5 protein-coding genes and 2 tRNA genes are annotated in these 8,625 nt (G+C 61.9%); 4 read left to right on the top strand and 3 right to left on the bottom strand.

All coding sequences use genetic code 11. The features are described from left to right. The first annotated feature begins 148 nt into the window (after positions 1 to 148). Together rlmF and PG892_RS20240 are read left to right on the top strand one after the other, a co-directional pair. Complete coding sequence (gene rlmF, locus PG892_RS20245) at positions 149 to 1,096, top strand: 23S rRNA (adenine(1618)-N(6))-methyltransferase RlmF (RefSeq protein ID WP_029313997.1); 948 nt, start codon at positions 149 to 151, stop codon at positions 1,094 to 1,096. A gap of 236 nt (positions 1,097 to 1,332) precedes the next feature. Beyond that, positions 1,333 to 2,058, top strand: a complete 726-nt coding sequence (locus PG892_RS20240) for a MaoC family dehydratase (protein ID WP_010673529.1) — start codon at positions 1,333 to 1,335, stop codon at positions 2,056 to 2,058. A 63-nt stretch (positions 2,059 to 2,121) separates the two neighbouring features. Here the strand turns inward: PG892_RS20240 and PG892_RS20235 are convergent, their stop codons facing one another. Both PG892_RS20235 and PG892_RS20230 read right to left on the bottom strand, forming a co-directional pair. Continuing rightward, positions 2,122 to 3,114: a DUF481 domain-containing protein gene (locus PG892_RS20235; RefSeq protein ID WP_052815894.1), complete on the bottom strand. Its 993-nt coding sequence runs from the start codon at positions 3,112 to 3,114 to the stop codon at positions 2,122 to 2,124. 13 nt (positions 3,115 to 3,127) lie between these two features. Beyond that, positions 3,128 to 4,045 carry a L,D-transpeptidase family protein gene (locus PG892_RS20230; RefSeq protein ID WP_039039321.1) on the bottom strand — a complete coding sequence of 306 codons (918 nt, stop codon included), beginning with the start codon at positions 4,043 to 4,045 and terminating at the stop codon, positions 3,128 to 3,130. Between the two features lie 340 nt (positions 4,046 to 4,385). Between PG892_RS20230 and PG892_RS20225 the strand changes: the two genes are divergently transcribed. Next, positions 4,386 to 4,475 (top strand) — tRNA-Ser (locus tag PG892_RS20225). A gap of 388 nt (positions 4,476 to 4,863) precedes the next feature. On the opposite strand, the gene PG892_RS20220 is transcribed toward PG892_RS20225, so the two are convergent. Further along, positions 4,864 to 8,301 (bottom strand): hybrid sensor histidine kinase/response regulator, encoded by a 3,438-nt coding sequence (locus tag PG892_RS20220; RefSeq protein WP_102948759.1) that lies wholly within the window; start codon positions 8,299 to 8,301, stop codon positions 4,864 to 4,866. Positions 8,302 to 8,550: 249 nt separating this feature from the next. Here PG892_RS20220 and PG892_RS20215 point away from each other — a divergent pair. Next, a tRNA-Gly gene (locus tag PG892_RS20215) sits at positions 8,551 to 8,623 on the top strand. Positions 8,624 to 8,625 lie beyond the last annotated feature (2 nt).

The following is an 8,625-nucleotide window of genomic DNA, read 5'->3' as shown; positions in this document are numbered from 1 at the left end:
TGTTTGGAGACAGCCAGTTTACCAGCACCCTGTCTGTCAACTTCCACTTCCCCAAGATCCCGCGAAGAACCTTTTTTATGGCCCTCTTTTAGACTTTCCCTGGCCGACTCTCTATAGTGTGGCCCCCTTGATCCTCGGCAGGTCCAGCATGACACCCCAGCAGAAAACCGGATTGCACCCGCGCAATCGCCATCAGGCCCCCTACGACTTTGACGCGCTCTGCCTGCGTACCCCGGCGCTGTCGCCTTTCGTGTTCGTCAACGAGCACGGCACCCGGACCCTGGATTTCGCCGATCCGGCCGCCGTCAAGGCGCTCAACCGGGCGCTGCTGGCGCTGCACTATGGCATCGAACACTGGGATCTGCCGCCTGGCTACCTCTGCCCGCCCATCCCGGGGCGGGTCGATTATCTGCACCGCGTCGCGGATCTGCTGGCGGAGAGCGCGGGATGCGTACCGACGGGCAAGCAGGTTCGAGTGCTGGATGTCGGTGTCGGGGCCAACTGCATCTATCCCTTGCTGGGCGCCCGGGAGTATGGCTGGCGCTTCGTGGGCTCAGACATCGATCCTGTGTCGGTGAAGGCGGCAACCCTGCTGGCCACCAGCAATGGATTGGGCAACCAGATCACATGCCGTCATCAGGGTAACCCCAAGCATGTCTTTCGCGGGATCCTGGGGCCGAAGGAGCACTTTGCCCTGACTCTGTGCAACCCGCCGTTTCATGCTTCTCTGGCGGAAGCGAGCAAGGGGACGGAGCGCAAGCTGCGCAACCTGGGCAAGGGCCAGGCAGTGGCCGGGGCGCCCGTGCTCAATTTCGGCGGTCAGAAGGCTGAGCTCTGGTGCGAGGGGGGCGAGGCGGCGTTTCTGGCGGCCATGATAGAGCAGAGCAAGGAGTTTGCCAGCCAATGCCTCTGGTTCAGCTCGCTGGTGTCGAAAAAGGAAAATCTGCCTGCCGCACGAAAGGCGCTGGCTCGGGTGGGGGCGCGGGAGGTTCGCGTGCTCGACATGGCGCAAGGCAACAAGGTGAGCCGGATCCTCGCCTGGAGTTTCCTGGACGATGAGCAGCGCAAGAGCTGGTGGACCGCCCAGGGGAGATGATCGAGGACGGGGCTCAGTGGCGACACGGGCCCCGTCTCTTTTTCAGCTCAGATGTTGATTCGTTTGCAGCCTTACATTCAATCGTTTTCCTGCCCGTGTTTGCTCGCATGTTAGTGACCACTTTCGCGCCTGGTACAGGTGTACGCCGAGATTTTTTTGTACTTGCTGATGAAACTTTCATAAAATAGGACTGGTTAGACCTCTTTACAGGCTTTGAATCGAATAGGGATCGGTAAATGAAAGTTGTCGATTTTCTGAAGCACAAGCGCGAAATTCTGGCGCAACACCCCTTTGAGCTCAAGGATTGGCTCTCTCCGGCGATCCGCGACTACTGGCGTGAGTTTCAGCAAAAGGCACACCTTCACCCCTTGCTGGGAAGAGTGCTGGATCTGCAGGGGGAGTCCCAGGATGCCCGCCAGCAAGAGGCTGCCAGAGTCACCCAGGTAGCGAATGGCCAGCCTGCCCTGGCGCAGGATCCCGTGGTGGAGCTCGAAGGCGAAGCGGCGGCACTCTATGCCGAGTTGCAGACCCGCATCGGTGAAGAGACCCATGTGGGCGAGTGGTTGCAGGTCACCCAGGCGTTGATCAACCAGTTCGCGACCGTGACCGGCGATCATCAGTGGATCCACACCGATCCCGAGCGTGCGGCGGCCGAGTCTCCCTTCAAGACCACCATTGCCCACGGCTTCCTGACTCTGGCCCTGCTGCCCCAGTTGACCGGTTCGGTGGACGAGAGCACGCCGGAGTTCCCGACCGCTCGCATGGTGGTGAATTTCGGCCTGGAGCAGGTCCGCTTCCCTTACCCCATCAAGGTGGACAGCAATATCCGCGCCCGTACCAAGCTGTCGCGTGTCACGCCCATCAAGGGGGGCATCGAGCTCCTCAAGGAAATCAAGATAGAGATCGAGGGGATCCGTCGCCCTGGCTGCGTCATCGAGTCGGTCACCCGGATCTATTTCTGACGCGCTCGCCTTGCGTCCATGAACACAGGCCCACTTCGGTGGGCCTGTGTCGTTTCTGGCGGGTCAGAAACTCGCTCCCAGGGTGATGAGGTGACGCCACTCCTTCTCGCTCACATCCCTGTGCAGGCCATGGTAGTCGAGCCAGGCATCGTCCCAATCCAGTTCGCTTGACCAGGAGAGGCGCAGGTGATCGTTGAAATAGTACCTGAGGCCCAGGCTGCCGCTGACGGACTGCTTTCTGGTCAGGTAGGGGGAGGGTTGATCGACGAATTTTTCATAACTGCCCTTGCCAAACAGCTCGAATTTTTCTTCCCAGAGGGTCCAGGGCTGCCGGTAGTCCCACCCCAGGCTGACGAAGGGGTAATTGATGATCCTGTCGTCAAACAGGTCGGAATTGCTCCATACCTCCGGCCTGAAATAGGCCCGCTCCAGGCCGAGCTGGCTGATGATCTCCAGCCGGCGTTGCCTGTCATTCCAGAAGCGGTAGCCGGGGCCGGAAGCATAGTCAATCTCCAGATAACCGGCATCGATCATGTTGTAATCGATGTCGACGGAAGATCGCAGGAACCAGTGATCGTCGAAGAAGAAGTCGAGCTTGGGTTTGAGCTTGTATTCGTGGCTGTCGGTGATGTTGTTCGCCGTTTCGTAGATGTACTCGCCATCCAGGCTGTAACGCCAGTCCAGATTGGCAAACTCGGTGGAGACCTTGAGATTGACGTTGTTGGTCTTCTTGGTGTTCTCCTTGAGCTTGATGTTGAGATCCCCGTTCCCTGTCAGCAGCCAGGCATTGGCCTCGTCAGGAGAGTCCAGCAGGGGGATCCCCGTCTTGGTGAGCGGCTTGGGTTTTTCCTGCTTGTCCAGACGCCATCGTTTGATGGCGCGGCGCGGGACCGTCATGGCCTGACTGTAGGCGGGCTTGATGCGGATCTGCTCGTCCGTGATCTCCTCTATGGTCCCGCTCACTCGATCGCCGTTGTGCATCCAGAGGATGTCCGCCATCGCCGCGGAGCCAGGCAGCAGAAGCAACAGGCAAACCACATGACTGATTCTGTTCATGGTGGTCAGGCCTTCAGCCGCTCACGGGTTTGGGCAGCCCGCTCTTGCGCTCGAGCAGGGCGGTCACCCGGGCACTGTCGATGTCGGGGGCAGCGATGAACTGCTCGGCTTCGGGGGAGAGCACCAGCGGCGCCCCTTGTGCCATCTCCGCTTCGGTGCGGGAGAGGGGGGAGTGTACCTCCAGCCAGCGACGACCGTCGGGTTCCACCGCCATCTTGACCGGCTGGTTGATGACCCGGACCGGGGTGCCGACGGGAACAAGACCAAACAGGGTTTCGATGTCATCCGGGCGCAGCCGGATACAACCCGCGCTGACTCGCAGACCGACCCCGAAATCCTTGTTGGTGCCGTGGATGAGGTAGTCCTTGTTGCCATAGCCAAGACGCATGGCGAACTTGCCGAGGGGATTGTCGGGGCCGGGGGGGACCACGGCGGGCAGATCGATCCCCTTCTGCTCCAGCCAGGACTTGCGGACCATGGGGCCGGGCACCCAGGTCGGGTTGGGATTTTTCGCAATGACGGTGGTGGTCATCTCCGGCGTCTCGCGGCCGATGTCACCGATCCCGATGGGCAGCACCATCACCTCCTGCTTGCCCTTGGGGAAGTAGTAGAGGCGAAGTTCAGGCAGGTTGATGACGATGCCTTCTCGCGGCACGTCGGGCAGCAGCATCTGGGTCGGCAGAGTGAGCCGGGTGCCCGGGGTGGGCAGATAGGGGTCTACGCCGGGATTGGCTTCGAGCAGTGCCAGAAAGCCTGTCCGGGTATGCTTGCCGATCAGTTCCAGATGATCGCCAGGCTGTACGATGTAATCTTCCAGGGCGCCGATGAGACGGCTGTCCGCTGGCGGCAGGGGATAGGTGTTGGACCAGACAGGTGCGGCCCAGAGGCTGGCGGCGGCCAGCAGCAGTGAGACGATACGAGTGTTGAACATGGTTGTTCCTATCGGCTGGGGCGAGGGACGGGTTCCCTTCCAAAAAATGAGCAGAGATTGTCAACGAATCCCGCGGGGATTACCAGTCCGGCACCATGACTGCCGGGAGGGCGGTGGCGAGCGCGTCACAGGGTGTCACTGGCCCATCAGGCTTGCCGTATTCACCCGCCCGGAACCGGGTACAGGGTGGAGACAGTGAGCGAGGAGGCGCTGCCGGGTGAAAGTCACTGGCGTTGGGAGGGGCGGGATCGCCGGATGGCGGTTTTATCGCCAGTCGTCTGATCTGCAACGAGATTTACATTGATTTCCCGGCTAGGGTTGGGTCAATATGAGTGCCCGTGGAGAGATGCCGGAGTGGCCGAACGGGATTGACTCGAAATCAATTGTGGCAGCAATGCCACCCAGGGTTCGAATCCCTGTCTCTCCGCCATTTATTCCCCTCAAGCCCGCGTCCGTCGCGGGTTTGTCATTTCTATCTCATCTCTGTCCATCCCCCGCCTCAGCCATCTCCCAATGTCTTTTCCGATTTGAGGCCTGTGGTCACGGGGTCGCGAAGTCTTACCCCATTCTCTCGAATGTCCATTCACCTGATTAGCCACTTGCCGGCCCAGACAGGTCTCCCGGGTTCGTCACCAACATGGTGATGGGGAATAGGCCCGCACCTGCAGGGTCATCTGGCCGACCCCGCGAGCTCAGCCATCGCGATCCCCCTGATAGGCGCAGAAAGCCTGCGAGTCGATGTGTCCAGAGTTGGCTATTGGTGCTTGGTTTTCTATCCCGCAGCCATCATCAGAGCAACGTGGCTGTGGGTTGGAGACTCATGCCTTGCGGCTGGCGAGCTGGCGAAGGCGCTGGGTGCTCTGGTGCAGACTCTGGTGCTGCACCTCGTTCAGGGAGCAGTGCTTGAGCACGTACTCGGCGCTGGCCACCACCGTCTTCCAGCGCGGTGCCTTGGGCAGGGTGTCGAGGTTCAGGTACTTGTCGAGGGTGCGGGTCTGGGGACTGGAGCGGTCCATGTAGACCCGCCACAGCTTGCTCTTCTCCGCCAGCACTATCTTGCCCTTGCCGGTGCTCTGCTGCCAGGTCTCCAGGGTGAGACGCATGGTGTCCACCAGGGCGCGGCGCAGAGGTTCGTCATCCTGCTGGCGAATGAGATCGTCCGCCAGCGACCTGAACTCCCCTCCCAGCCGGCTCAGTTCCCCCAGCAACTGGCCATCCTCGATGATGGCCTGGCGAGAGAGGCTCTTGAGGGCGTTCTCCAGTGCAGCCATGCGATTGTCGTCCTGGCGCGGTTCGGTGCCAAGGGTCAGCGCATAGGCGTGCTGCCCCCCCAGGTTGATGGGCAGGGCGCGGGCGTTGAGGGTGTCTCGCTGGCCCGCCACCAGGAAGTCCAGCTCCCGCTCCGGCTGCGCGGTCATGTCGGGCCACTGGCTTGCCAGCGGGGCGGCCAGCCACTCGTCCAGCATCTGCCCCTCCATGGCTTCCGGCTCCTGACCCAGCAGGCGCGCCAGGGCCCGGGAGGCAAACAGCACCCCTCCTTGCTCATCGAGGAAGACCATGGGGTCGGCCCCCTCGCCAAGCAGGGCGAGGAGCCGCTCCTGATCCTGGTGCAGTTGCTCCTGGAGCAGCAGACGGTGCTCTATCTCCTGTTTGAGCAGGCGGTTCTCCACCAGGGAGGCGCGCCCGGCGCTGGCCTCCAGCAGGGCTCTCACCCGGGCGAACAGCTCCTCCTTGCAGAAGGGTTTCACCAGATAGTCGTTGGCCCCGGCGTTGAAACCCTCTTCAATCTCCTTGGGCTGGTTGAGGGCGGTGAGCAGCAGCACCGGCAGCTTCTCCTTGGGGTGCTGCTGGCGCAGACGGCGGCAGACATCGAAGCCCGAGAGGGTGGGCATCATCACGTCAAGCAGGATGAGATCCACCGGCTCCTGAGCCAGCTTGGTCAGGGCGTCGTGACCGTCGCTGCTGGGCAGGATTCGATAACCGCAGGGCTGCAGCAGGTGGCGCAGTATGTGCAAATTGATGGGCTCGTCGTCCACCACCAGGATGACGGGGGCATCTTGCGGCGGGGGCGGCAGGTCCTCGCTCTCCCAGTCCGGCAGGATGACGGGCTGCTGGCGCACCAGCTGGTGCTCTATCTGGCGGCTGTCGAGGGTCAGACTGCCCGCCTTGCCGCTGGCCAGCGGCAGGGTGAAGGCGAAGGTGGAGCCGACGCTCGGCTCGCTCTCCACGAACAGCTCCCCCCCCATCAGGTGCACCAGCTGGCGGGTGATGGAGAGACCGAGGCCCGCTCCCTGCTTGCTCACTTCCGGGCTCATCTGCACCAGGGGCTCGAAGATGTGCTCCAGGTGGTCCCTGGCGATGCCGATGCCGGTGTCGGTCACCTTGATGCGCAGAAAGTTGCCCTCCACCAGGGCGCTCAGCACCACCTTGCCCTGGGGGGTGTACTTGATGGCGTTGCCCACCAGGTTGTAGAGCACCTGCTCGAGGCGCTGCTCGTCCGCCAGCACAGGGGGCAGCTCGGCGGGGCTCTTGTCCACCAGGGTGAGGGGCTTGGCCTGCACGAGGTGCTGACAGAGATCCAGCACCAGCCGGATGACCCCCTTGGAGGAGACCGGCTGGGGGTGGATCTCCAGCTGGCCGTAGCGCATCTGGTGGTAGTCGAGCAAGTCGTCCACGAGGCGCGCCAGACCGTCGGCGCTCTTGATGATGAGGCCGAGCTGTTTCTGCTGCCCTTCGGTCAGGTCCTGCTGGCTGGCGAGCATGGACTCGGCCATCCCCTTGATGCCGTGGATGGGGGTGCGCAGCTCGTGGGAGGTGTTGGCCAGGAGCTCGTCTTTGAGCTTGTCCGCCTGTTGCAGGCTGAGGTTCTGCTTGTGGGTCAGCTTGACCTGCTGTTGCAGCTCCTGGGTCTGGCGTTCGATGAGCTCGATCTTGTCCTTCACCGAGCGCTGCATGTGGCGAAATGCCTGTGCCAGCCGGTCGATGTCATCGTCGGTGCGGGGGATGGTGATGGGGTGATCCAGGGCGCCGTCCGCCACCTGTTCGGCGGCGGCGGTGAGGGATCGCAGGGGCGCCGTGATGGAGTGGGAGAGCCAGCGGGAGAAGAGGATGAGCAGCAGCAGTGAGCCTGCCCCCAGCAGGATCACCAGGGTCTCGAGCTGGCGGATGGGGGCATAGGCCTCGCTGGTGGAGATCTCGGCGATGAAGGCCCACTCGGTATCGAACACCTTCACCTGGGTATAGGCGGCCAGCACCTCGTCATCGTGGTAGGAGAGGAAGGGGCCGACCCCCTGCTCCCCGGAGAGGGCCTTGATGATGAGGGGGGTCTGCAGCGGCCGGAAGTCGGGGCTGAAGCTGTTCTCCACGCTGAATTCGGGGGCGAGCCAGGCGTTGGCGCGCATCCGCTTGTCCGGGCCGATGAGAATGGTCTCGCCGGTCGCGCCGAGCCCCTCCCGCTCCGCCATGATCTGGTTGAGCTTGTCCGGCAGCAGCTCGAAGATGACCACGCCGCGCACATAGTCATACTGCATCACGGGGGCGGCGAGGTAAGCGACCACCTGGCCGGTCAGCTCGTTGCGGCCAAAATCGGTGAACTCGAAGATCTGCTGGGGCTTCTGGCCGCCATCGAGGCGGCGCTTGATCTTGGCGAAGGTGTTGCCAAGACCGCTGGACTGGTAGGGGCCCGAGAGCAGGTTGGTGGCGAAGTTGGCCTGCTTGGTGACCGAGTAGACCACGTCACCGTTGAGGTCGACCAGGAAGATGTCGCTGTAGTTGGATTTGCGCACCATGTCGGCGTAGCCGCGATGGAAGCGCTGGTGGACGCGGCCATACATCTCGTCTGCCAGGATGAGGGCGCTGATGGAGGGCTCTATCTCCACCTGACTGTCAGGTTGTTGCAGCTTGTCCCAGGAGCCCGGCACATAGCGGGCCTGGGCGCGGGCACGGGCCTCCTGCGGCGTGGTGCCGAGCTTCTCGAAGGCACCGGTGAAACCGTAGAAGCGACCGATACTGTTGCCAGCAAAGTCCTGCTGGGAGAAGTTGATGATCTGCTCCTTGAGGTTGCCGAAGTAGTCTTGCAGCTGGTTTTTCTTGATGTTGCGCACCGAGACCAGATGGTTGGAGGTCTGGGTGGTGAGATCCTTGCCGTGGCTATAGAGGAAAAACAGGGTGACGACCAGGAAGGGCACCAGGCCCAACATGAAAAAAGCCAGCATCAGCTGCGGTCTGAGCCCCCGAGGCCTGAAGTTCCATTTCATCGCATGATTTTCAATTGAGAATCCAGTTACTAAGCGCGATGAGTTTCTGACTAAAGGCTAACTATTTCAATGGCTTTATCTTAAATTCGCTCGTCGGGTCACAGGGAGCGGGGGGATTTTCGACCAAGGCGTCTAAAGGGTGAGCAAACAGCACGAGAAAGGGCTCAAAGTGAGAAAAAAGGGTTGTGCCCGGGCTCGGGGTACGTATAATGCGCCTCGTTGTCAGGTAACTGGCACGCAAGCAGTCATGCGGGAATAGCTCAGTTGGTAGAGCACGACCTTGCCAAGGTCGGGGTCGCGAGTTCGAGTCTCGTTTCCCGCTCC

This window comes from Aeromonas sp. QDB68, assembly GCF_027707405.1.
GTDB lineage: Bacteria > Pseudomonadota > Gammaproteobacteria > Enterobacterales > Aeromonadaceae > Aeromonas > Aeromonas caviae.
This window is presented reverse-complemented; position numbering and strand designations above follow the sequence as displayed.